Origin of the sequence: Nocardia sp. 852002-51101_SCH5132738 (genome assembly GCF_001665695.1) — a bacterium.
In the GTDB taxonomy this organism is placed as follows: Bacteria; Actinomycetota; Actinomycetes; order Mycobacteriales; family Mycobacteriaceae; genus Nocardia; species Nocardia nova.
Genome location: NZ_LZML01000035.1, coordinates 36274 through 57628, shown reverse-complemented (window position 1 = coordinate 57628; position 21355 = coordinate 36274). Strand labels below are relative to the sequence as shown.

Here is a 21355-nt window from a genome sequence, read left to right as displayed (position 1 = left end):
GCAGTTGTGATCGCCGGTTCGCGGCGAGTCACTTCGCTTGCACCAAGACCAGTTTCTCGGCCTTCGGGGCCGGAATCACGATCCGGGTGTCCTCGGCGATTCCCGCACGGGCCGACGCACTCGCGGCGGGCGCGGTGTCGGCGGTCTCCGTCGCGGGGGCCGGGGCGTCGGCGTCGGCCATGGTGGCGCTCACGTCGACCAGCACCTGCGACAGCGGCACGTCCAGCGCCTGGCAGATCGCGGCCAGCAGCTCGCTCGAGGCCTCTTTCCGGCCGCGTTCGACTTCGGACAGATAGCCCAGGCTCACGCGTGCCGACGTCGACACCTCGCGCAGGGTCCGGCTCTGGGCGATCCGAGCGCGCCGCAGACTCTCGCCGATGGCCTCTCGAAGCAGCGTCATCTCGTTCTCCTCACGTTCTCGCCTCACCGGGCCGAGCGCGACCGCCGTCGAGCGTGACGCACCCCTCCGTCTACAGTGCCAACGTCGCATGCCACCCCGTTGGTTCCCGTCCGCGGGAACCGATCGGCAGCCACCGGAAAGCCGTCGTCAGCCGGTGCCGGTGCGGTCGCCGCCACCGACGCGGCGCAGCAGCTCCGCGACGGCCGTACGAACGGCGCTCATCCTGATCGTCCACCGGTCCCCGGCCAGCTGCAACCGCACCACCTCGGTCCCTTCGGGCCCGCTCAGCCCCAGGAAGACGGTGCCGACCGGGCAGCCGTTCTGCGGGTCCGGCCCGGCGACGCCGGTCAATCCGATCCCCCAGTCGGCCCCGCACACCGTGCGCGCGCCGACGGCGAGCTGTTCGGCGGTTCCGGCCGCGACCGGCCCGTCCGTGGCCAAGGTGTCCTCGCTCACGCCGGCCAGGCGATGTTTGAGATCGGTGGCGTAGACGATCACTCCGCCGCGCAACACCACACTGGCTCCCGGCACCCCCGCGATGGTGGCCGCGAGCAAACCGGCGGTCAGGGATTCGGCGGTGGCCACGGTCTGACCGATGCGGGTCAGCGTCGCCACCAGTTCGCCGGCCTCGGGGACAGCGGCCAGCGGGTCGGCGGCGGCCACCTCGGTGCCCACCGTCGTCACCGCCGCTCGACCGGCCGCGCCCACAATCGGGCCGCCTGCACCACGTAATCCAGTCCGGTCACCACGGTCAGCACCACGGCGACATACATCAGCGCCATTCCGGCGCTCGCCCACGCGCCCGCCAGCGGCAGCAGCAGAACGGCGATCGCCACCGACTGCACCAGGGTCTTGGCCTTACCGCCGCGGCCGGCCGGAATCACGCCGCGGCGCACCACCGCCAGTCGCAGCAACGTCACGCCGATCTCGCGGGCACAGATCACGACAGTGATCCACCACGGCAGATCGCCCAGCGCCGACAACCCGATCAGGGCCGCACCGATCAACGCCTTGTCGGCGATCGGATCCGCCAATTTGCCGAAGTCGGTGACCAGTCCGTACTTGCGCGCGAGCTGTCCGTCGATGCGGTCGGTGATGGCCGCGACGCCGAACAGCGCGGCCGCGGCGATCCGCCACCCGGTGTCGTGGCCGCCGGCGGCGAACAGCGCCAGCAGGAAGATCGGCACGATCACGATGCGCAGGACCGTGAGAATGTTGGCGATGTTCATCAGTGGCACCGCGGACGGCTCGACCGTCCGCTTCGGTTGCGGCGGAACGAGATTCGCCCGCGCTCTGCCGGCCTCGGCCCAGGTCCGGTCCATGTCGTCGCTCTGCACGCTCACCGGCACCCCCGGCCGGAATGCACGCAGCCGCGGCCCCCGGCGGATCGAGGCAGGCGGGCGGACGAGATGTGCGGCACTCCACCAGACTATCGGTTAACGACCCGACTACTGTGCACCCCATGACGACGCGGGCACACCACACTGATTCGATCGGCGCCACCGGCCCCGGCACCGTGGTCGTCCGACGCGCCCGCACCTCGGATGTGCCCGAGATCAAAAGCCTCGTCGACGTCTACGCGGGCCGCATTCTGCTGGAGAAGAATCTCGTCACACTCTACGAGTCGGTCCAGGAATTCTGGGTGGCCGAGGCCGACGGGCGCCTGGTGGGATGTGGCGCATTACACGTGCTGTGGGCCGATCTGGGCGAGGTGCGTACGGTCGCCGTCCACCCCGACGCCAAAGGACAGGGCGTCGGGCGCCTGATCGTGGATCAGCTGATCGCGACCGCCCGCGAACTCCAGCTGCAGCGACTGTTCGTGCTGACTTTCGAGGTGGAGTTCTTTTCCCGGCACGGGTTCGCCGAGATCGACGGCACGCCCGTCACGGCGGAAGTGTTCGCGGAGATGTGCCGCTCCTACGACACCGGTGTGGCCGAATTCCTCGACCTCAGCTACGTCAAGCCGAATACCCTCGGCAATACTCGAATGCTGTTGACCCTCTGAATCTTTCGGGAGCTCGCGTGCCGATCTTCGCCGTCCACTACACCTATTCCGATGTCACCGCCGCCGGGCGAGACGAGCATCGGCCCCGCCATCGGGAATGGCTGTCGAATCTGGTCGACCGGGATGTGGTCCTGTCGACCGGGCCGTATGCCGACGGCTCCGGCGCGCTGCTGCTGTTCCGCGCCGACGATGCCGCGGCGTTGGAGGAGCTGCTCGCGGCCGATCCGTTCGCCCGGGAGGGGCTGATCGACGCGAAGCGATTCCTGGAATGGACCCCGGTGATGGGCGCCTTCTCGGCACAGGCGGCGCCGAACGCCTAGGCAGGCGCGGCGAAGCCCGCTACGATGCTCGGCATAGTCAACCAGTTGCATATGCGAGGTGGCGATGCAGGCATTCCGACAGGCCGTGGAGGCACGTGACAGCGCGGCGATCGAGGCGTTGCTCGCCGAGAACGTCGTGTTCACCAGCCCGGTGGCGTTCAAGCCTTATCCCGGCCGGGCCATCACCGCCGCGATTCTGCGCGGCGTCATGCGGGTCTTCGAGGACTTCCGTTACGTCCGCGAAATCACCGAGGGGCACGACTCGACGTTGATCTTCGAGGCGACGGTCGACGGTAAGCATGTCACCGGTGCGGATTTCATCCATACCGACGAGGCGGGCCGCATCGACGATCTGATGGTGATGGTCCGCCCGCTTTCGGCGGCCAATGCCCTGGCCGCGGCGATGGGTGCGCAGTTCGAGCGCATCCAGGCGGAGGCGGCCGAGCAGATCCAGCGAGAGAACGCGCCGCTGTAGGCCACACCGCGCCGTCCGGCGATCTACCGTGAACCGGTGCGATTGGATCCCGATACGGCACTGACGCGAGCTCGCGCGGCCCGCGTGGCCCGGCTGGGTACGACCGATCCGACCGGCCGGCCCCATCTGGTGCCCGTGACCTTCGCGCTCTCCCCGACGGGCCGCATCCTGGTCACCGCGGTCGATCAGAAGCCCAAATCGACGACGGATTTGCGGCGGCTGCGCAATATCGCCGCCGAGAACCGGGTCTCGGTACTGGCCGACGAATACGACGAGGACTGGTCGCGGCTGTGGTGGGTCCGGCTCGACGGCACCGCCGCCGTCGCCACCGGCGACACCGAACGCGCGGAGGCGATCGCCTGGCTCACCGCGAAATACCCGCAGTATCGCGGCAACGCCCCGCGCGGACCGGTTATCCGGGTCGAGATCCGGACCGTCACCGGCTGGGCCTACACCGGGTGAGGCCTACGCCGGGAGCTAGGCATCGATCGCATCGGGTTCGGCCGCCGGCTCCGCCTCTCCCCCGCCGCGGATCGAATACAGCAGTCCGTCCAGCTCATCGGGTTTGACGAGCACGTCGCGCGCCTTGGAGCCCTCGCTCGGGCCGACCACGCCGCGGGTCTCCATCAGATCCATCAGGCGGCCCGCCTTGGCGAATCCGACGCGCAATTTGCGCTGCAGCATCGAGGTGGAACCGAACTGCGAGGTGACGACCAATTCGACGGCCTGCAGGAAGACATCCAGATCATCGCCGATATCCGGGTCGACGTCCTTCTTCTCCCCGGCCTTGGCGGTGGTGACGCCTTCCTGGTACTCGGGTTCGGCCTGATTCTTGGCGAAGTCGACGACGGCCTGAATCTCCTCGTCGGAGATGAACGCGCCCTGCAATCGGGTCGGCTTGGACGCGCCCATCGGCAGGAACAGGCCGTCGCCCATACCGATCAATTTCTCCGCACCCGGCTGGTCCAGGATGACGCGGGAGTCGGTGAGCGAGGACGTCGCGAACGCCAGCCGGGAGGGGACGTTGGTCTTGATCAGACCGGTCACCACGTCCACCGAGGGCCGCTGGGTCGCCAGCACCAGATGGATGCCGGCCGCGCGCGCCTTCTGGGTGATGCGCACGATGGCGTCCTCGACGTCGCGCGGCGCGGTCATCATCAGATCGGCCAGCTCGTCGACGATCGCCAAAATGTAGGGGTAGGGCCGGTACACGCGCTCGCTGCCCAGCGGCGTGGTGATCTGGCCCGATTTCACCTTCTTGTTGAAATCGTCGATGTGGCGGACCTTGCTGGCCTGCATGTCCTGATACCGCTGTTCCATCTCCTCCACCAGCCAGGCCAGCGCGGCGGCGGCCTTCTTGGGCTGGGTGATGATGGGCGTGATCAGATGCGGAATGCCTTCATACGGTGTGAGTTCCACCATCTTCGGGTCGATGAGGATCATCCGGACCTCGTCCGGAGTGGCGCGGCCCAGCAGCGAGACCAGCATCGAGTTGACGAAACTCGACTTACCCGAACCGGTGGAACCGGCGACCAGCAGATGCGGCATCTTCGCCAGATTCGCGGAGACGAATTCGCCCTCGATGTTCTTGCCGAGACCGATCACCAAGGGGTGGTGGTCGTTTCGCGTGGACGGCGCCTTGAGCACATCGGCCAGCCGGACCAGTTCGCGGTCGGCATTGGGCACCTCGATACCGACCGCCGACTTGCCCGGAATCGGTGCGAGCAAACGCACATTCTCGGTGGCCACCGCATACGCGATATTGCGAGCCAGGGCGGTGATCTTCTCGACCTTCACACCGGGGCCGAGTTCGACCTCGTAGCGGGTGACCGTCGGACCGCGCACGAAACCGGTGACCGCCGCGTCGATCTTGAACTGCACCAGCACCTCGGTGATCGCTTCGATCATCGATTCGTTGGCGGCGCTGCGCTTCTTCGGCGGATCACCGTCGGTCAGCAGGGTCAGCGGCGGCAGCTGATAATCCCCGTCGACCTCGCGGTCGGTGACGAATTCCAGTTGCTGCGGAGGCTGCGGCTCGGGTGTCTGGTCGACGACCTTCGGCGGCTTGCGCGTCTTGGGTTTGCTTGCGGGGGGCGGTGTTTCGTCCGGCTCGGCGATATCCTTCGCATCGCGCAACGGCGGTTCGCCGAGAACCTCGGTGACGGCGTCGGCGCCACCGAATTCGTCGGTCGGATAATTCTCCGCCGGGGTGCGGCCACGCCGCGAGGAACGGCTCTTGTGCATCGGAAAGCCGTCGGCGTCATAGTTTTCCGGGTCGTAGAGCCCGTATTGCCCGTCGTCGCCGCCGTATTCGGGATCGGGCAGGCCGAACAGTTCACGCAGCCGGTGCGGGACCTCGCGCACGGTCGTCCCGGTCACCAGCAGCAGTCCGAAGAGCATGGCCAGCAACAGCAGCGGCACCGCCAGCCACGCGGTGAGCCCGTTGCGCAGCGGCCCGCCCAGCACATAGCCGACGAAACCCGCCGCATGGGCGCGCCCGTGCGCATCGGCCGGCGCGCCCGCGAAGATATGCCAGATTCCGAGCGCCGGCAGTCCCACCAGCAATCCGCCGAGCACCAGCCGGGGCCGGATCTCGGGCCGCGGTTCGGTGCGCATGAGCACCACCGCGATACCGGAGGCCACGAACGGCAGCACGGCCGCGGCGGATCCGGCGATCGCGCGCACCGCGGTGTCGACCCAGTGCCCCACCGGGCCGCCCGCCGACATCCAGACCGCCGCCGCGATGACGACGCTGAAAGCGACCAGCGCCAACGCGATTCCGTCGCGGCGGTGACCGTGTTCGATCTCCCCCGCGCGGCTGATGGTGCGGGTGGTGGCGCCGAATCCGCGCGCCAGCACCGACCAGCCGTTGCCGATACCGCGTCCGAGCACCGCCAGCGGCGCAGTCTGCGGTGACCGGCGCACCGGCCGGCGGGCCGCGGTGGTGCGGCCACGCGGCGCCGATCGGGCGCGTCCGCCTCCGGAGCGAGTCCGCGCCGGAGCCCGCCCCCGGGTGGATCCCGCCCGCGAACTCGACGTCGTGGTGCCGCGGGACTTACCTGCCATGACCTCAGGCTAGCCGCAACAGCCCCATCGGGACCATCCGCAACACCCATCCCAACCACATCATTGCCGACCTCACAACGCCGTCAGCGGCCGGAAACGACGCGCGCGAAGGCCTCAGACGCTGCGATCGGAGGCGAAGACCGCGGCCACATCGTCCACCCCGCCGGCGGCATCGATGCGGACCTCGTTGCGCCCGAATGCGTGAAGCAGCAGTTCGGAGGGCTGCCCGGTGAGTACCACCGCATCGCCGCCGACGTTGTGCGCCGTCACGCGATCACCCTCCGGCGTCGCCAGCACGACGGTGACCGGGGATTTGCGATACGCCATCCGCGCCATCCGCCGCGTCGCCGACCACAACTTGCGCTCGTCCTCGGCCGACAAGGTGCGGGGCTTCCACTCCGGGTCGGCGCGGCGCACGTCCTCGTGGTGGACGAACATCTCGGTCAGGTTGACCACGGCGTCGACCGGCTTCAGCGGCGACCACCACGGCGGCCCGGTGCGGATCTGCTCCAGCAGTTCGGTGAACGGCTTCTCGGACACCTTCGCCTGCACCGAATCGAGGTATCCCGCAAGGGGTTTCAGCAGAATCCCCGGCGCGGCCGCGGGATGGCGTTCCCGTACCACCAGATGCGCGGCCAGATCGTGCACCGTCCAGGTACCGCACAGGGTCGGGGCGTCGGGACCGACCGCCGTCATGGTCGACACCAGGGCCCGGCGTTCCCGTTGAGCCATACTCATGGGCCGAGCGTAATGGGTCCGAGCCCGGTGGAGGTAGGCAGCGTCACCCCGCAGGTGTCCCTGCGCTTCATCGGCACTGCGCAGCGGCCCCGCCCGGGCTCATCGCTGCGGGCGGGGCCACATCGAAGGATCAGACGCCCATGACGGTCGGCACGATCATCGGGCGGCGGCGGTAGGTGTCGGCGACCCAGCGGCCCACCACGCGCCGCACACCCTGTGCGATGCGGTGCGTATCGGTGACACCCTCCCCGGCCAGGCGCAGCAGTTCGGCCTCCACCAGCTCCTGCGCACCCAGCAGCGCACCCGGATCGTCGGAGAAGCCGCGGCCGCTGACCTCGGGCGTGCTGACCGCCTTACCCGTGGTCTCGTCGACGACCACGGTGATCGCGATGAAACCGCCCTCACCGAGCACCAGACGGTCCGACAGCGTCGATTCACCCACGTCGCCGACCGACAAACCGTCGACGTACACCTGCCCGACCGGATAGCGGCCGACGATCGAGGCGATGCCGTCGACCAGGTCGACCACCACACCGTCCTCGGCGAGCATGACCCGTTCCTCGGGCACGCCGGTCGCCACCGCGAGCGCGGCATTGGCGCGCAGATGCCGCCACTCGCCGTGCACCGGCATGGCATTCGTGGGGCGGACCGCGTTGTACAGGTAGAGCAGCTCACCGGCCGAGGCGTGCCCGGAGACGTGCACCTTCGCGCTCTGCTGGGTCACCACGGTGGCGCCCAGCCGGGCCAGGCCGTTGACCACCGCGAACACCGCGTTCTCGTTGCCCGGGATCAGCGAGGAGGCCAGCACCACCAGATCGTCGGCTCGGATGTTGATCTGACGATGGTCGCCGCGCGCCATCCGCGACAGCGCCGAGAGCGGTTCGCCCTGCGAGCCGGTGGAGATCAGCACCAGTTTGTGCACGGGCAGATTCGCGGCCTGATCCAGATCGACCACGATGCCCTCGGGAATGTTCAGATACCCGAGATCCTGCGCGATCTGCATATTGCGGACCATCGAACGACCGACGAAGCACACCCGGCGGTTGTAGCGCTGCGCCACGTCGACGACCTGCTGGATGCGATGGACGTGGCTGGCGAAGGAGGCCACGATGACGCGGCCCTTGGCCTTGCCGATCACACTGTCGAGGACCGGGCCGATCTCCCGTTCCGGAGTGACGAAGCCGGGGACCTCGGCATTGGTCGAATCGACCAGGAACAGGTCCACGCCCTCGTCGCCGAGGCGGGAGAACCCGGCCAGGTCGGTGAGACGGCCGTCGAGCGGCAACTGATCGAGTTTGATGTCACCGGTGTGCAGGGCCAGTCCGGCCGGCGTGCGCACCGCGACCGCGATGGCGTCGGGAATGGAGTGGTTGACCGCGAAGTACTCGCAGTCGAACGGGCCATGGGTAGTCCGCTGGCCCTCGGTGACCTCGATCAGCTTGGGCTGCAGGCGATGTTCGCGGCATTTCGCGGCCACCAGCGCGAGCGTGAATTTCGAACCGACGACCGGAATGTCGGGACGCAGCCGCAACAGGAACGGCACCGCGCCGATGTGGTCCTCGTGCCCGTGAGTCAGCACCACGGCGGCCACCTCGTCGATCCGGTCCTCGATCGGCCGGAAGTCGGGCAGGATCAGGTCGACGCCGGGCTGCTGATCCTCGGGGAACAACACACCGCAGTCGACGATCAGCATCGCGCCGTCGTATTCGAACACGGTCATATTGCGGCCGATTTCACCGATGCCGCCGAGGGCGTAGACGCGCAGGCCCTGCTTCGGCAGCTTGGGCGGCAGCCCGATCGGCAATGCCGACGAAACCGGTTGCGGCGCAGCCTGTTCCGTACGACCGCGGCCCGACTGGCGGCCCCGGCCGGAACGCCGGGAACGGCCCCGGTCGCCGGTCTGCTCGCCGCGCTGCGCGGGAGCCGATTCGCCGCGCTGTGGCGCGGGAGCGGTTTCGCGCTGGGCCGCGGGAGCGGATTCGCGTCGCTCAGGGGCGGTCCGGCGCTCGACGGCCGGTTCGGCGGCGCGCGCGGGCTCCGGGGGCGGCGCCTGTTGCGTCGCGGACGCTGAAACCTCTTGCACCGCAGGCGCTTCGGGTTCCTTGCGCGGCGCGGGCGGCGGCGCCGGAGCCGGCGCTCCCGCCGCTCGGCTCGCGGTCCGGCGCGGACGACGGTTCACCGGTTCACTCATGCAAGCACTCCCGCCAGCCGCAGTTCGGCGACGATCGATTCCAAGTTCACACCCACGGGCATCAGCTGCGGCAGCCTCGGCTCGCCGACTTCCATTCCGAGCAGTCGCAGCGAGGATTTGATCAGGGCCACGCCGCCGACGCGGGCCATCGCGCGGTTGACGGGCAACAGACTGGCGTTGATGTCACGGGCCAGCGTCACCTCACCGGCCGCGTACGCGTCGCGCAGCTGCACCAGCCGCTCCGGCACCAAATGCCCGATCACGCTGATGAATCCGACCGCGCCGACCGACAACCACGGCAGGTTGAGCACATCGTCACCGGAGTAGTAGGCCAGTCCGGTGTCGGCGATCAGTTCCGCCCCCGCGCCCAGGTCGCCCTTGGCGTCCTTCACCGCGACGATATTCGGATGTTCGGCCAGGCGACGCAGCGTATCCGGGGCGATCGGCACGATCGAGCGCGGCGGAATGTCGTAGAGCGTCACCGGCAGATCGGTGGCATCGGCGACGGCGGTGAAATGCGCCAGCAGGCCTTCCTGTGACGGACGCGAGTAGTACGGCGTCACCACCAGCAAACCGTGCGCACCCGCACGCTCGGCGTTGCGAGCGAGCTCGATACTGTGCGCGGTGTCGTAGGTGCCGGCGCCCGCGATGACGGTGGCGCGGTCGCCCACGGCGTCGACGACGGCGTGCAGCAGGTCGAACTTCTCCGATTCGGTGGTGGTCGGCGATTCCCCGGTGGTGCCGGAGATGGCGAGCAGGTCGACACCGCGGTCGACCAGGCGTGCGGCCAAGGCGACGCCGGAATCGACATCGAGCTTGCCCTCGGCGGTAAAGGGGGTCACCATCGCGACACCGACCGTGCCGGACGCGCGCAGCTCTCTTCGCGTCGATTCACCGTTCGTCATGGTCAGAAAGGCTACCCGGTCGCGGAGACGACACCGAACCGTCGCCCGTGATATCGGCAGACATTCCGGTCACATTCCAGCAATGACAGCAACCGTGACGATATCCTGGCGGTGGCGTGATGTCACAAATGACGTCATACTGATGTCATGGATCTGAACAAGTACACCGCCCGCCTGCGCGACGACCTCATCGCGGCGGCCGCCCTGGGCGACGAGAAGACCCAGGCGACCGCCGCGGCCCTGGCCGCCGCCACGGAGAATTCGCTGCGGCTGACGCTGCTGGCCGCGCTCTCGGACCTGGCCGAGGAGGTCAACGCGACCCTCGACGATCGCACGGTGCACGTCTCGCTGTCGGGTACCGACGCGCAGGTCGAGGTACGCCGCACCGCGAGCGAGGAGTCGCACCCGACCTTCGAGGAGATGACCGGCGACATCAGCCGGGTCACCCTGCGCATGGTCGAGAATCTGAAGGCCCGCGCCGAGGAGGCCGCGACCCAGAGCGGTCAATCGCTGAATTCCTGGCTCTCCGGCGCGGTACAGGGCGCCCTGCGCGATCAGATGCGCAAGGGCGGCCCCGGGCGCTGCGACAGCTGAGTCAGTCCATCACCGTCACGGTGCCGGTGGGGCCGATCTCGGTGCGGCGGTCGTGGTCGGGCGCCTGCGCGAGCACCGTCGACAGCACCCGCCGACCTGGCGGCAGGATGCGCACCGTCACCGAACCGGCGTTGGCCGCGTCCAATTCCCGTGTGGCGACGTCGATGACGCGTTCGCGCAACCACTTCGGCGCATCGGCGAAACCACCGTCGTCGAGCAGGACGACCTCCACCCCGCGTGCGCGCGCACCCCGCGCGGCGCCGCTGAGTTCCTCGGTCATCAACTGCGGGGCGCGCAGTCCGTCGCGCAGTTCCGCCTCCAGGAGCCGGCACTGTTCCCGTTCACCGACGGTGAGGACCGCGCCGTCGGCGATGCGTTCCAGGATCGGGCGGGCCACCCGGTCCAGGCGCTCCAGCTGCCGCGTGCGTTCGCCGTCGGCGGCCGCCATCGTCGCCTCCGCGGCGGCCTGGGCGCTCGCTTCCTCGCGCAACCCCCGCAGCGAACGCTGGGTGGGCCGCATGATCTGCGCGAACACCGAGATGGCGATGACGGTGCCGATGGGCACGATCGCGGCGACGATCGCGCTCGCGTTCAGCCAGGCCCGCGCGCCGTCGACACCGATGACGACCGCGACTCCGGCCACGCCGAGCCACGCCGTGCCCATCCGGCCGCGCAGGACCAGCACGGCCAGCACATACGAGGTCGCGAAGGTGGTCCACACCATCTGGCGGGTTTCCGGTATGCCGGGAGCGACCGAGGTCAGGGCGGTGGCGACCGGTCCGGCGGCGGCGACGAAGATCGTCACGGTCCACGGCAGCGGATCGCCGGGGACCACCAGCACCAGTGCACCGCCCACCACCATCACGATCAGCGCGGTCACCGCCGGCAGCGCAGTGGTGGAGTCGAGGTTGCGGACCATGTAGAGGGTGATGGTCCCCTCCAGCAGGACCAGGAACAGCCACGCGGTGGGGCCGCGCAGTCCGAGCAGCTCACGCAACCCGAACGCTTGTTCACGACCGGATTCAGTGCGCACCGTCACCGCCCCACACCAAGGTCACAGCGGTGCCCTCCCCGGGTTGCGATTCCACGAATCCGGCGCCACCGGCCAGCTGGCGCATGCGGCCGAGAATGCTCACCGAGATGCCGAGGCGGTCCGCGGAGACCGCGTTCGCGTCGAATCCCGCGCCGTCGTCGGTGAAGACGACCCGGATGCTGCCCGCGCTGATCGTGCAGGTCACCGTGCGCGTCACCGCGCGACCGGGCACCGCCGCGTGGCGCAGGCTGTTGCGGACCGCTTCGGCCAGGGCGGCGGCGAGGGTGCGCGCGGCGGCGGCGGGCATGCGCAGGTCGTCGAAGCCCGGCCAGGTCCTGGTGGTGAACCGAATGCCGGCATTCACCTCGTGCACCGCGGCGCGCAGGAAAGTCACGGCCGCACGAGCGTCGAGCACATCGGGTTCGCGCGATTCGACGCGGATCTCGTCGAGTTGGTCCAGGGTGCGTTCGGCCTGCCGGCGCAACACATCCGAGGGTTCGCTACCGCGCGAGGCGTCCAGCAGCGTGGAGAGAACGGCGTCGTGAATGAGGGCGGCGAAGCGGGCACTCTCGTTGTCGCGGGCCGCGGCCGCGGCGGCTTCGGCAGCCTGTCTACTCGCCGCCACCGATTCGCGGTCCACCCGGGCCGCGGCCGACAACGCCGAAACCACACACCACACGAACAGCGCCGACAACCCGACCGCGCGGGCGAACGCGCTGAGTACGGACGCTGCCGTGAACTGTTCCGCCAGATAGATATTCGTCAACGCGACGGCCGCCGACCCGATCAGCAGATACGCCACCGCGACGAGCGCCGGCCACGCCAACGTCGCCGCGAGCACACCGAGTGGCAGCATCCGATACAGCCACACCGAATTCGCGCCGATGCTGTGGGTGTCGAGCCCGATCAGCATGGTCGCCACCGCGGACAGGAAGGCCACCGCGGCGCAACTCGACACCAGCCGGATGGTGCGCGGGCTCGACCGGATCGACAGCACGGCCAGTACCGGGAACAGTCCGAACGCCAGCGCGCTGGCACTCGGCGTCCACCAGGCGGGCGTGAACCGCGCCTGCTCGGTGATCTCCGGAAGATCGGCGAGGCCCATGATCACCCCACCGGCGCCGATCGAGAGCCCCAGCCGGCGCATGACGCGCTCCACCGCAGGCGTATCGGAGCGCACCTGCGCGCGGCCGGGAACCCGGATGCGGGCCGCGGCTGCGGTGCGCGCGAAGACTCCGGGTGCGTCGACCGCGATCATGCCTGGTTGTTGCGTTCGGGCACCGGAAGCCATCCGTCCTCCACCGCGCGCTTGTAGAGGTCGGTCTTGGTGGGCGCGGGGCGGCCGGCGTCGGCGTATTTCTGGCGGATCCGGCCCAGGTAGTCGTTGACCGTCTGTTCCGAGAGCCCGGTCAGCCGCGCCACCCGGGAAGCCTTCTCGCCGGACGCGTAGAGGGTCAGCACCTCCTGCTGACGCGGGCTCAATCCGACGTCGCGCAGCTGCGGATCGCCGTCGATGGCGGCCGCCCAATCGGTGGTGACCACCTGTTCGCCGCTCGCGGCGGCGCGCACCGCGGCGACCACGGTCTGCACATCCTCGGATTTGCGCACCACGCCCAGCACCCCGGCGCGCGCGGCCGAGCGCACCAAGAAGGGATTATCGGCTCCGGTGAACACCAGCACCTCGAGCCCGCGATCGCGCAGGGCCTGCACATTGGACTGCGGGGTGGAGCCGTCGGCGAGCCGCAGATCGAGGATCACCAGATCCAGTTCCGGTGCCGCCGAGAGCAATTCGGACACCGTTCCGGCGGTGATGACCAGTTCCAGATCGCTTTCGCCGGCCAGCATGCTGGCCAGGCCGAGCGCGACCGACTCGTGGTCCTCGACCAGACCGATCCGCCGCGGTGGCGTCATATGGTCCTCACCCTTCCCGAAACCCGAACACCACGCCGCGCCCCGGCCGGGAACGCGACGTCCTGCCGTCGAGTATGCCGGTGCCGGTGATATCCGTGTGAGACACCAGAAATCGGGTCACCGGCTCAGGCGGTCAATTGCGCCGCTATCGTCGCGCCCAGTTCCCAGCACTTCTCCCGGTCGTCCTTGCCCGGCTGACCGGTGACGATCACGGGTGCGGCGGCCTGTTGCCACCCCATCCCGGTCGTCACGGTCGTGATGCTGCGCTCGGCGCCCTCGGTGCCCTGATTGCCGTGGATGTACACCCCGAACGGCCGGCCGCGGGTGCTGTCTAGGCAGGGGTAGTAGAAGGTGTCGAAGGCGTGTTTGAGCGCGCCCGACATATAGCCCAGATTGGCCGGCGTGCCCAGCACATAGCCGTCGGCGGCGAGGACATCGCTCGCGGTCACGGCCAGTGCCGCCCGCCGCACCACCTCGACTCCCTCGATCTCGGGGTCGGTGGCGCCCGCGACCACCGCTTCGAACATGTCCTGCAGGAACGGCGAAGGCGTGTGATGGATGATCAGCAACGTCGGCACCCAGGCGAGCCTAGTGGGGCCGGCGGTGGGTCAGGACCCGGTCCGGCGTTCGACGCGCTCGAGTTCCACGGCGCGGCGCATGGTTTCGCGAGCGCGCGAGCGGTCGCCGGCGTAGTCGTAGGCCCGGGCGGCGCGATAGTTGGTGCGCCAGTTGTCGGGGTCTGCCTCCCACTCCTTCTTGACCTGTTCGAACAGCTCGTCGGCGGCGGCCTTCTCCAGCCGGCCGGAGGGGCGGCGGGGCAGGTCGGAGACGTCGAGTTCGAGGCCCTCGCCGTGGATGCGCCGGGCCAGATGCTGGTGGGCGAGGGCGGCGCGAATGCTGGTGGCCACCACCCACACTCCGAGGATCGGCAGGATCAGCACGCCCACGCCCATCGCGACGGCGGCGGGCTTGCCCGAGGTCATCAGTTCGATCGCGATGCGACCCAGCAGCAGGAAGTAGAAGGCCAGCGCGACGACCAGGAAGACGATGAAGGCGACGATGCGCAGCACCTGTCGCCCGCTGTCGCGCTCGTTCACAGGTCCAGCAGCGGATCGAGCCCGACGGTGAGGCCCGGGCGGGCGCCGATCCGGCGCACACCCAGCAGTACACCCGGTGCGAAGGAGGTGCGGTCGATCGAATCGTGGCGGATCGTGAGCGTTTCGCCCTGGGTGCCGAACAGCACCTCCTGGTGCGCGACCAGCCCGGCCAGCCGCACCGAATGCACCCGCACCCCGTCGACGCTCGCTCCGCGCGCGCCGTCGAGTTCGGTGGTGGTGGCATCGGGGCTCGGGCCCACGCCGGCCTGCTTGCGGGCCTCGGCGATGATGCCGGCGGTGCGATAGGCGGTGCCGGAGGGTGCGTCGGCCTTGTTCGGGTGGTGCAGTTCGACGACCTCGACCGAATCGAACCAGCGGGCGGCCTGTTCGGCGAACCGCATCGACAGCACCGCGCCGATGGCGAAGTTGGGGGCGATCAGCACGCCGACCTCGGGATTGTCCGCCAGCCAGGAGCGCACCTGCGCGAGGCGGGATTCGTCGAAACCGGTGGTGCCGACCACGGCGTGAATACCGTGTTCCACCAACCACTTCAGATTCGGCATCACCACGTCGGGGTGGGTGAAGTCGACCACGACCTGGGCGCCGGCCTCGGTGAAGGCCTCGAGCGCGTCGTCCTTGTCGACCCCGGCGACCAGCTCCAGGTCGTCGGCGGCCTCGACCGCCGCGCAGATCGCCTGCCCGACCTTGCCCTGCGCGCCGAGTACGCCCACCCGGATCCGGTTCGTCGCCACCGTGAACTCCTCACATACCGTTCGATGCCCGTTGCGGTCAGAGCCTATCGGCAGGGGTGCCGGGCGCCACCACACCGGTCACCCGGAAGTCGCGTGCGTCACCCGGCGCGACCACCGAGAGCCGACGGCAGAGGCGAGGCCGGCGCCTCAGTCGAAGACGATCACCTGACGCAAGGCGTGCCCGGCGGCCAGCTCGTCCATGGCGTGGTTGATCTCGTCGAGCCGGATACGCGAGGAGACCAGTCGTTCGACGGGCAGCCGGCCCTCCCGCCACATCCGCACGTACTCCGGGATGTCGCGCGCCGGAACCGCCGAGCCGAGGTAGCTGCCTACGATGGAACGTCCCTGCGCGACCAGACCGAGCGGTGAAATACTCGCGCGCGCTTCGGGATGGGGTAGCCCGACGGTCACCGTGGTGCCGCCGGGCGCGGTGGCCGTCACCGCGGTCTCGAAGGCCCGCACATTCCCCGCGGCCTCCACCACGACCTCCGCCGCGATGCCGCGCTCGGCCACCTCCACCGGCGTGTAAACCTGCGTGGCGCCCAATTCCTTTGCCAGCGTGAGCTTTTCGGGCACGGTGTCGACGGCGATGACCTCGGCGCCGAGGCTGTCCCGCAGCGAGGCGGCCGCCAGCACGGCGGCCATACCCACGCCACCGAGACCGACGACCATGATGCGGTCCCCCGCGCCGGGGCGGGCCGAATTCAGCAAGGCCCCGCCGCCGGTGAGGACCGCGCAGCCGAGTACGGCGGCGACCTCCGGCGGGACATCGTCGTCGACCGGCACCACCGACCGCCGATCGACCACGGCGTGGGTGGCGAATCCGGAGACGCCGAGATGGTGGTGGACGGGTCCGTTCGCGCGGCGCAGTCGGCGACCGCCGCCCAGCAGCTCGCCCTCGTTGTTGGCGACGCTGCCCGGCACACACGGGGTGCGGCCGTCGGTGGCGCAGCCCTCGCACTGTCCGCAGCGCGGCAGGAAGGTCATCACGACCCGCTGGCCGACCCGCAGATCGCTGTCACCGGGACCCACCTGCTCGACCCGTCCGGCCGCCTCGTGGCCGAGCAGCATCGGCACCGGCCGCACCCGGTTTCCGTCCACCACCGACAGGTCCGAATGACACAGTCCGGCCGCCTCGATCCGGACCAGCAGCTCCCCCGGTCCCGGCTCCGCCAACTCCAGATCCTCGATCACGATCGGGGTCGAATCGGCATAGGGAGTCGGGTCGCCGATCCGCTCCAGCACAGCACCACGAATCTTCATGGCACCGACGGTACCGGGCGAGCGCCGCGCCGAGTATCGGCGCCGACTACTCAGTCTTCCGGCGGTCCGGCGACCGAAGCGGTGCCGGCGGGAAGACCCGCCTCCTCCGCGTCCGACTCCACCGGCGCCCGGTCCGGTGCGCCCGGGCCGCACGGCCACCCCGGGATGAGGGCGTGCTCCGCCGACACCGTGCCACGACAGGTGACTCCCCGGAGATCGACATCGGGCACATCCCGTTCGACGCCGATGCGAGCGTTGTCGAACACCGTGTCGCCGGAGTCGAAACGTGTGTCGGCACAGGTGATTCGCGAGCTGCCGACCACGATGCCGTCGAAACGCGCACTGTCCCCCGCCACCTCGACGCCGTCGAAGAAGGTGCTGTCGGCGGTGAAGCGCGCCCGGGTGAACGACGTCGTCGGGCCGGTGAACCGGGCGCCGGTGAATCGTGTTCGGGGCCCGCCGAATTCGGCCTCGGTGAAGTCGGCCTTACCGCGGAAGACGGCATTCACGAAGCTGGTGCCGGCGCGCCCGGTGTAGACGTCGCCCGAGGTCGGGGTGAATTTCGTGCCCCGGAACAGCGCGTCGCTCTCGAAGTGCGCGCTGTGGAACGTCACGTGCGTGCCGACGAATTCCACGTTCTCGAAGTTGGCGGACCGCTCACCGATGAAGCGGGTACCGCGCAGATGCGTATGCCCGCCGGCGAAGACCGCCCAGCGGAAGTCGACATCCTCGAGCACCGCGTCGTCGAAGTTGAAATCGCAGTGCGACCACGATGTTTCGGCCTGCGGGCGCAGATGGGTCACGATCACCGCGATGATGGTGCGCCGCACCTCGCGATCGTTCTGCCGCAGCTGGTAGGCGCGCTCCACCTGCGGCCCGCCCGCTCCGTCGGTGATCTTGCGAGAGCTCAGGTGGGTAGCCCCTTCGTCGGGGTCGTAGGGCAGTCGCAGATAGCCGCACAGGACGTCGATGCACTGCTGGCGCATGCCGCGCGCGGCGAATTCGTCGGCCACCCCCGCCATCGCGTAGACGCCCGCCATGCGCACCGCGACATCGGCATTACCCAGTTGCGCCGCGGCGGCCCCGAACAGCTGCGCGAAGCGGCCGCGTTCGTTGTCGCGCTGTTTGCGATAGGCCACGACCAGCGCCACCGCACCGCCCACACCGGCCGAGACCGACAACGCGATCTTCGTCAGATCCAGCTGGTTCGGCGTATCGGCCTTCGCGCCGAGCGCGAGCCACAGCACCCACCAGGCGATACCCGCGATCGCCAAACCGCCGAGCACCACCGAGACGACCGATACCAGCAATGCCGAACGCTGTATCCGCTGAGCCTGCCGCTGCGCAAATGTCCCCCGCCGAGCCATGGGCGCATAGTAACGACAATTCCGGATCCGCCACAGCCGGTGGAGGATTCGGCCCGGCCGAGCGGCGACGCGGCGCCCGCCTTTCGGGCGGACGCCGCATCGTCTTGTCCGGCAGACTGTTTCGCGCCGATCAGTTCGCCGTGCGACTCCCGCGCACCCCGATCGCGGCCGCGGTCAGGCAGGCCGCGGCGACCACCACCACGAACCACGGGAAGATCGTGCCCATCCCCCACTGCGTGGCCGCCCAACCGGCCAGCACGGTCGGCAGGGCCATCGCCGTATAGGCCAGCAGGTAGTAGGCGGACATGGTCTCGCCGCGCTTGTGCTGCGGCACCACATTCGACAGATGCCGCAGCGATCCGCCGAAGCCCAGGCCGAAGGTCGCGCCGAGCAGAACACCGGCCAGCAGCACCACGACCCAGTTGTGGGTCGCCAGCGCCGGAATGGTCAGCAGCAGCGCGATCGCCATCCCGGTATCACCGCCGACGGCCGCGCGACGCGCCGGAATCGCGGTCGCGAACAGCTGAGCCAGCGCCCCGGCCGTCGCGGTCGAGGCGACCACGGCACCGCCGAAGACCAGATTGTGCACGCCGGTCTTCTCGGCGGCCAGCGAGGGATACAGCGACAGCAGCACACCCAGTACCGACCACGCCGCCATGACGCCCAGCGCCGAGAACCAGAAATCGGCCCGGATCTCCTGCGGTACCGCCGGTTTCGCGATCCGGATGGGACCCGACATCCGCGCGGTGTGCGTTTCGGTCATCACCACCACGCCCACGCCGATCAGCAGGCAGAACACCGTGATCACCACATACGGCGTGCGCAGCGGATGCGGAACGTACTGGGCGAGCAGTGCCGACCCCAGAATGGCCACGGCCATACCGACATTGAAGGCCACACCCGTCAGCTGCCCCGACCGCGCGCCGTGCTGGGGACGCAGATCCAGCAGCGCCGCCGCCCCGGCGACGACGGTGGCACCGACGGCCACGCCGTGCAGCGCCCGCGCCACCAGCAGCATCGCGACATTGTCGGCGAACAGGAAGACGACCAGTCCGATCACCATCGTGGCGAGTGCGCCCAGCAGCACCGGCTTGCGGCCGACCACATCGGAAATCTTGCCCGACACCAGAACCGCGGCCAGCGCGGCGATGGCGTAGACGGCGAAAACGATGGTGGTGGTCAGCGGCGAGAAATGCCATTCCTTCTGGTACAGGCCGTAGAGCGGGGCGGGAACACCGGATACTCCGAGCGCGACTCCGCTGGCGACCAGAATCAGTGCATAGGCCCAGGACTGTGTGGTCCGCGGAGCCGGTGCAACCGTGACAGTTGCGGCCATCGATTCTCTCCATCAGGTAAGTTTGATTGCGATCGAACTCAACCACCGTAGCGATGGTTTGATTCCCATCAAACCGAATTTCCCGTGAGAAAGATCATGAGCGATAGCAACAAGACCGTGGAAGCTCATCCGGTCGCCACCGTGCAGGAGGTGCTCGGCGCCCTGCACGACCCGGTCCGGCTCGAGATGGTGCGCAGGCTCAGCAATGCCGGCGGCCCGGTGCGCTGCGGCATGCTCTACGACACCATCAACAAATCCACCGCGACCCACCACCTGAAGATTCTGCGCGAGGCCGGGGTCACCGAACGCATCGTCGCCGACGGCCAGACCTACGCGCGGCTGCGCACCGAGGAAGTCGAGCACGCCCTGCCGGGACTGCTCGCGGCGGTGGTGGGCGCGGCCAATCGCGCGGGCGAATCCGGCGCCGCACCGCGCGACTGACTCACTCCGCCAAGCGTTTCACCGCACCGGGCAGGTCGCGCATCCTCCGATACGGTCCCGCCACCGAGGCCGCGTACGGCCGCGCCAGCAGGGTGCGGGCGATCGCGGACACCTCCGCGGTGGTGACGGCGTCGATGCGCGCCAGCGTCTCCGAGACGCTGCGGTGATTGCCGTAGCTGAGTTCACTGCGGCCGATGCGGTTCATCCGGGAGCCGGAATCCTCGAGGCCCAGCACCAGTCCACCGCGCAGCGATCCCTTGGCCCGGGCACATTCGGCGTCGGTGATCCCGTTGGCGGCAACATCTTCCAGGACCTCGCGCGCCAATGTCGTGACCTCGCCGAGATTTTCGGGCTGACATCCCAGATAGACCGAGAAGGCGCCGGTGTCGGCGAAGGTGTCGACGCTGGAATACACCGAGTACGCCAGGCCGCGTTCCTCCCGGATTCGTTGGAAGAGACGGGAACTGAGCCCGCCGCCGAGCACGGTGTTCAGCACCGACAGCGGCCAGCGCTTATGCCCTTCGTGCCGGCCGAACGCGCGCACCCCGAACACCAGATGCGCCTGTTCGCTGTCGCGGTAGGTCCAGTGCAGCTGCGGTGCCGTGCGCTTGCGGAAATGCCCTTCGCGGCGCGGCGCCGGTTCCCGCAACGGATCGAGCCGGTCGCCGAACGCGCGATGTACCAGCTCCACGGTGTGTTCGTGCTCGATATTGCCGGCCACCGCCACCACCATCCGGTCCGGACGGTAGCGGCGCAGATGGAACCCGCGCAGCTGCGCGGCGGTCATCTGCTCGACTGAGTCGACGGTGCCGATCACCGGCCGCCCGATCGGATGATCGCCGAACAGCGCGGTCAAGAACGAGTCGCCGACCAGGTCCTCGGGATCGTCGTCGCGCATCGAGATCTCCTCGAGCACCACCTGACGTTCCACGTCGACATCGATCGGACGGCACAACCCGTTCAGCACCACGTCGGAGACGACATCGACCGCGAGCGGCAGATCGTCGTCCAGCACATGGGCGTAGTAACAGGTCTGCTCCTTGGCGGTGAACGCGTTGAGTTCCCCGCCGACCGCATCCACGGCCTCGGCGATGTCCAGCGCGGTACGAGTCGGGGTCGCCTTGAACAGCAGGTGTTCCAGGAAGTGCGCGGCGCCGGCCACCGAGGGCCCCTCGTCGCGTGAGCCGACGCCGACCCAGACACCGATCGACGCCGATCGCACCCCGGGCACATGTTCGGTGACCACCCGCAGTCCGCCCGGCAGTACCGTACGCCGCACCCCGCTGTCGGAGAACGACCCGTCCTCGGCGAGGACCAGCGAAGAGCCCCCCTGCTCGAGAGCGAGCAAGGGGGCGTCGGCGCCGGCTTTCGCCGGAGTTCCCGCGCGCGAGGCTTGCTTCGTCTTCGGCGCGCGAGCTGTGCTGCCCGGCGCGCGCGTCGAAACCGAGGGCTTCGGGGCGC

The 21355-nt window shown here is 69.2% G+C and carries 23 protein-coding genes; 6 read left to right on the top strand and 17 right to left on the bottom strand.

The window, feature by feature from the left end:
• Positions 1 to 28: 28 nt before the first annotated feature.
• The 3 genes from A5789_RS05320 to pgsA form a co-directional block, all read right to left on the bottom strand.
• The gene (locus A5789_RS05320; protein ID WP_030513205.1) at positions 29 to 400 is read right to left on the bottom strand and encodes a helix-turn-helix domain-containing protein; all 372 of its coding nucleotides are present in this window, start codon (positions 398 to 400) and stop codon (positions 29 to 31) included.
• Positions 401 to 547: 147 nt separating this feature from the next.
• On the bottom strand, positions 548 to 1084 hold the full coding sequence (locus A5789_RS05315) for a CinA family protein (RefSeq protein ID WP_369817534.1): 537 nt from the start codon (positions 1082 to 1084) through the stop codon (positions 548 to 550).
• Complete coding sequence (gene pgsA, locus A5789_RS05310; protein ID WP_227463066.1) at positions 1081 to 1743, bottom strand: CDP-diacylglycerol--glycerol-3-phosphate 3-phosphatidyltransferase; 663 nt, start codon at positions 1741 to 1743, stop codon at positions 1081 to 1083. The genes A5789_RS05315 and pgsA overlap by 4 nt, the downstream gene beginning before the upstream one ends.
• A 119-nt stretch (positions 1744 to 1862) precedes the next feature.
• Here pgsA and A5789_RS05305 point away from each other — a divergent pair, with 119 nt between their 5' ends.
• The 4 genes from A5789_RS05305 (at position 1863) to A5789_RS05290 (ending at position 3662) form a co-directional block, all read left to right on the top strand.
• Positions 1863 to 2405, top strand: a complete 543-nt coding sequence (locus A5789_RS05305) for an amino-acid N-acetyltransferase (protein ID WP_064904197.1) — start codon at positions 1863 to 1865, stop codon at positions 2403 to 2405.
• Positions 2406 to 2422: 17 nt separating this feature from the next.
• A complete protein-coding gene (locus A5789_RS05300) occupies positions 2423 to 2725 on the top strand; it encodes a YciI family protein (RefSeq protein WP_064904196.1) in 303 nt (100 codons plus the stop codon).
• 64 nt (positions 2726 to 2789) lie between these two features.
• Positions 2790 to 3200 carry a nuclear transport factor 2 family protein gene (locus tag A5789_RS05295; protein WP_064904206.1) on the top strand — a complete coding sequence of 137 codons (411 nt, stop codon included), beginning with the start codon at positions 2790 to 2792 and terminating at the stop codon, positions 3198 to 3200.
• Between the two features lie 36 nt (positions 3201 to 3236).
• Complete coding sequence (locus tag A5789_RS05290) at positions 3237 to 3662, top strand: TIGR03668 family PPOX class F420-dependent oxidoreductase (RefSeq protein WP_064904194.1); 426 nt, start codon at positions 3237 to 3239, stop codon at positions 3660 to 3662.
• A 15-nt stretch (positions 3663 to 3677) separates the two neighbouring features.
• Here the strand turns inward: A5789_RS05290 and A5789_RS05285 are convergent, their stop codons facing one another.
• The 4 genes from A5789_RS05285 to dapA all read right to left on the bottom strand — a co-directional run bounded on the left by A5789_RS05285 (position 3678) and on the right by dapA (position 10100).
• Positions 3678 to 6266 carry a DNA translocase FtsK gene (locus A5789_RS05285; RefSeq protein WP_064904192.1) on the bottom strand — a complete coding sequence of 863 codons (2589 nt, stop codon included), beginning with the start codon at positions 6264 to 6266 and terminating at the stop codon, positions 3678 to 3680.
• A gap of 114 nt (positions 6267 to 6380) precedes the next feature.
• Positions 6381 to 7004 carry a TIGR03085 family metal-binding protein gene (locus A5789_RS05280; RefSeq protein ID WP_030513197.1) on the bottom strand — a complete coding sequence of 208 codons (624 nt, stop codon included), beginning with the start codon at positions 7002 to 7004 and terminating at the stop codon, positions 6381 to 6383.
• A gap of 130 nt (positions 7005 to 7134) precedes the next feature.
• Positions 7135 to 9195 (bottom strand): ribonuclease J, encoded by a 2061-nt coding sequence (locus tag A5789_RS05275; RefSeq protein ID WP_064904191.1) that lies wholly within the window; start codon positions 9193 to 9195, stop codon positions 7135 to 7137.
• Positions 9192 to 10100: a 4-hydroxy-tetrahydrodipicolinate synthase gene (gene dapA, locus A5789_RS05270; protein ID WP_063019211.1), complete on the bottom strand. Its 909-nt coding sequence runs from the start codon at positions 10098 to 10100 to the stop codon at positions 9192 to 9194. Before dapA ends, A5789_RS05275 begins: the two co-directional genes overlap by 4 nt.
• Positions 10101 to 10247: 147 nt before the next feature.
• Here dapA and A5789_RS05265 point away from each other — a divergent pair, with 147 nt between their 5' ends.
• Complete coding sequence (locus A5789_RS05265) at positions 10248 to 10694, top strand: hypothetical protein (protein ID WP_063019217.1); 447 nt, start codon at positions 10248 to 10250, stop codon at positions 10692 to 10694.
• Position 10695: 1 nt separating this feature from the next.
• Here the strand turns inward: A5789_RS05265 and A5789_RS05260 are convergent, their stop codons facing one another.
• The 9 genes from A5789_RS05260 to A5789_RS05220 form a co-directional block, all read right to left on the bottom strand.
• Complete coding sequence (locus A5789_RS05260) at positions 10696 to 11733, bottom strand: hypothetical protein (RefSeq protein WP_064904189.1); 1038 nt, start codon at positions 11731 to 11733, stop codon at positions 10696 to 10698.
• Positions 11717 to 13018 carry a sensor histidine kinase gene (locus tag A5789_RS05255; RefSeq protein WP_146100927.1) on the bottom strand — a complete coding sequence of 434 codons (1302 nt, stop codon included), beginning with the start codon at positions 13016 to 13018 and terminating at the stop codon, positions 11717 to 11719. The genes A5789_RS05260 and A5789_RS05255 overlap by 17 nt, the downstream gene beginning before the upstream one ends.
• Positions 12982 to 13638, bottom strand: coding sequence for a response regulator transcription factor (locus A5789_RS05250; protein WP_030513191.1), 657 nt, complete (start codon positions 13636 to 13638; stop codon positions 12982 to 12984). The genes A5789_RS05255 and A5789_RS05250 overlap by 37 nt, the downstream gene beginning before the upstream one ends.
• A 125-nt stretch (positions 13639 to 13763) precedes the next feature.
• Positions 13764 to 14216: a flavodoxin family protein gene (locus A5789_RS05245; protein ID WP_030513190.1), complete on the bottom strand. Its 453-nt coding sequence runs from the start codon at positions 14214 to 14216 to the stop codon at positions 13764 to 13766.
• A gap of 30 nt (positions 14217 to 14246) precedes the next feature.
• On the bottom strand, positions 14247 to 14735 hold the full coding sequence (locus A5789_RS05240; protein ID WP_064904188.1) for a hypothetical protein: 489 nt from the start codon (positions 14733 to 14735) through the stop codon (positions 14247 to 14249).
• Positions 14732 to 15487, bottom strand: coding sequence for a 4-hydroxy-tetrahydrodipicolinate reductase (gene dapB, locus A5789_RS05235; protein WP_369817533.1), 756 nt, complete (start codon positions 15485 to 15487; stop codon positions 14732 to 14734). Before dapB ends, A5789_RS05240 begins: the two co-directional genes overlap by 4 nt.
• Before the next feature lie 147 nt (positions 15488 to 15634).
• Complete coding sequence (locus A5789_RS05230) at positions 15635 to 16750, bottom strand: alcohol dehydrogenase catalytic domain-containing protein (protein ID WP_063019226.1); 1116 nt, start codon at positions 16748 to 16750, stop codon at positions 15635 to 15637.
• 50 nt (positions 16751 to 16800) lie between these two features.
• Positions 16801 to 18117, bottom strand: coding sequence for a pentapeptide repeat-containing protein (locus A5789_RS05225; RefSeq protein ID WP_156747624.1), 1317 nt, complete (start codon positions 18115 to 18117; stop codon positions 16801 to 16803).
• Positions 18118 to 18247: 130 nt separating this feature from the next.
• Positions 18248 to 19453: an MFS transporter gene (locus tag A5789_RS05220; protein WP_064904184.1), complete on the bottom strand. Its 1206-nt coding sequence runs from the start codon at positions 19451 to 19453 to the stop codon at positions 18248 to 18250.
• Between the two features lie 96 nt (positions 19454 to 19549).
• Between A5789_RS05220 and A5789_RS05215 the strand changes: the two genes are divergently transcribed.
• Positions 19550 to 19894, top strand: coding sequence for a helix-turn-helix transcriptional regulator (locus tag A5789_RS05215; protein ID WP_063019229.1), 345 nt, complete (start codon positions 19550 to 19552; stop codon positions 19892 to 19894).
• Between the two features lies 1 nt (position 19895).
• Here A5789_RS05215 and A5789_RS05210 read toward each other — a convergent pair whose 3' ends face one another.
• Entirely contained in the window at positions 19896 to 21212 is a 1317-nt protein-coding gene (locus A5789_RS05210) for a pitrilysin family protein (protein ID WP_104406637.1), read from the bottom strand.
• Between the last annotated feature and the right edge of the window lie 143 nt (positions 21213 to 21355).

Coding starts and splice junctions, on each gene's coding strand:
- A5789_RS05320 (WP_030513205.1), bottom strand. CDS start 400: ATGACGCTGCTTCGAGAGGCCATCGGCGAGAGTCTGCGGCGCGCTCGG.
- A5789_RS05305 (WP_064904197.1), top strand. CDS start 1,863: ATGACGACGCGGGCACACCACACTGATTCGATCGGCGCCACCGGCCCC.
- A5789_RS05295 (WP_064904206.1), top strand. CDS start 2,790: ATGCAGGCATTCCGACAGGCCGTGGAGGCACGTGACAGCGCGGCGATC.
- A5789_RS05285 (WP_064904192.1), bottom strand. CDS start 6,266: ATGGCAGGTAAGTCCCGCGGCACCACGACGTCGAGTTCGCGGGCGGGA.
- A5789_RS05280 (WP_030513197.1), bottom strand. CDS start 7,004: ATGAGTATGGCTCAACGGGAACGCCGGGCCCTGGTGTCGACCATGACG.
- A5789_RS05275 (WP_064904191.1), bottom strand. CDS start 9,195: ATGAGTGAACCGGTGAACCGTCGTCCGCGCCGGACCGCGAGCCGAGCG.
- dapA (WP_063019211.1), bottom strand. CDS start 10,100: ATGACGAACGGTGAATCGACGCGAAGAGAGCTGCGCGCGTCCGGCACG.
- A5789_RS05265 (WP_063019217.1), top strand. CDS start 10,248: ATGGATCTGAACAAGTACACCGCCCGCCTGCGCGACGACCTCATCGCG.
- A5789_RS05255 (WP_146100927.1), bottom strand. CDS start 13,018: ATGGCTTCCGGTGCCCGAACGCAACAACCAGGCATGATCGCGGTCGAC.
- A5789_RS05250 (WP_030513191.1), bottom strand. CDS start 13,638: ATGACGCCACCGCGGCGGATCGGTCTGGTCGAGGACCACGAGTCGGTC.
- A5789_RS05230 (WP_063019226.1), bottom strand. CDS start 16,750: ATGAAGATTCGTGGTGCTGTGCTGGAGCGGATCGGCGACCCGACTCCC.
- A5789_RS05225 (WP_156747624.1), bottom strand. CDS start 18,117: ATGGCTCGGCGGGGGACATTTGCGCAGCGGCAGGCTCAGCGGATACAG.
- A5789_RS05220 (WP_064904184.1), bottom strand. CDS start 19,453: ATGGCCGCAACTGTCACGGTTGCACCGGCTCCGCGGACCACACAGTCC.
- A5789_RS05215 (WP_063019229.1), top strand. CDS start 19,550: ATGAGCGATAGCAACAAGACCGTGGAAGCTCATCCGGTCGCCACCGTG.